This is a genomic window from Streptosporangium sp. NPDC006013 (assembly GCF_040614275.1).
GTDB lineage: Bacteria > Actinomycetota > Actinomycetes > Streptosporangiales > Streptosporangiaceae > Streptosporangium.
Map to the genome: position 1 here is coordinate 1 of NZ_JBEXUE010000983.1, position 1,113 is coordinate 1,113.

At 68.4% G+C, this 1,113-nt stretch carries 2 protein-coding genes; both read right to left on the reverse strand.

The genetic code is table 11. The annotated features are described in order from the left end of the window. On the reverse strand, positions 1-587 hold a 587-nt coding region (locus tag ABZ260_RS51440), incomplete at its 3' end, for a transposase (RefSeq protein WP_355633348.1). Continuing rightward, the gene (locus tag ABZ260_RS51445) at positions 497-1,042 is read right to left on the reverse strand and encodes a winged helix-turn-helix domain-containing protein (protein WP_355633350.1); all 546 of its coding nucleotides are present in this window, start codon (positions 1,040-1,042) and stop codon (positions 497-499) included. The genes ABZ260_RS51440 and ABZ260_RS51445, both read right to left, overlap by 91 nt. Positions 1,043-1,113: the final 71 nt, after the last annotated feature.

Sequence of the window (1,113 nt, forward strand, 5' to 3'; positions counted from 1 at the left end):
TGAGCAATGAAGCCGTCCAACAGGCCAGATCGGTACTGCATTCGTTTGAGCTTGGTGGCGATGACTCCGGCGAGTTCATCGATGTCGCGAGGGGCGAGGTTGGCCAGAGCGCGTTTGAGCGCCGACCACACGCCCTCGGCCGGGTTCAGCTCCGGCGCATAAGCGGGCAGGTGAAAGACCGTCAGCCATGGGCGGGCATCGATCAACGCGCGCATCGCGGCCGACAAGTGGCGGCGGTCGTTGTCCCACACCAGCACGATCACCCCGCCGAGCTGGGCGTGCGCGGCATCCAGCAGAGCCGCGAACCGCCGGGGATCAAAGCCCTTGACCTCTCCGGGACGCCCACGCCGGATCAGTGTCCGATACATCAGCCGGGTGCGCCTGCCGGGCTTGGCGCACACCAGCCCGGCCAGGCACACGCGGCCATAGCCCTTGCCGGTCACGTGCATCACCGGGGTCTTGCCCCGCGGCGCCCAGGTAGTGGCCTTGGGCGGTCTCAGGTTCTGCCCGGCCTCGTCCTCCCAGCACAGCCAGGCGCCCAAGTCGAGCGTCGCCCTTTTATCGCCGGCCACTGCTCGACGGTCCACTGCTCGATCACCTCCTCGTCGCGCTCGGCGGCGCGATGGACAGGCAGCTGAGGGGTCCAGCCGATGCGATGCAGCAGGTAGGAAATCCCGCGAGGGGTGTAGCGGATGCGAAACAGCGCAGCGACCAGGTCCGCCACCCGGGCCAGGGTCCAGCGCTGGTCCTCGGTGTAGCCATGCGCGGCCGGGCCGCGCTCCAACTCGGCCTTCAACCGCTTCAGCCGGGCCTCGTCCAGGCGGCATTTCTCCCCGCCGGGGCCCTTGGAGGCCAGGGCCTGGATGCCGCCGGCCTGCCAGGTGCGGTACCAGCGGTTGGCCGACATCCGGCTCACCCGGAAGCGGCGGGCCACCTCCGGTGCTGCGACTCCTCGGGCGAACAGGTCAGCGGCTTCGAAACGCAGCTGTTCTCGTCTGGCGCGTGCGGCGGCGGTCAGCCCGCCGCCTTCGGGGTATCTCATGCTTCCGGTATGACCGCTATGAAGCGATCATCACGCTCTCGACGAGGTAACTTCAGCCCTTCAACCTCAGA

Coding starts and splice junctions, on each gene's coding strand:
- ABZ260_RS51445 (WP_355633350.1), bottom strand. CDS start 1,042: ATGAGATACCCCGAAGGCGGCGGGCTGACCGCCGCCGCACGCGCCAGA.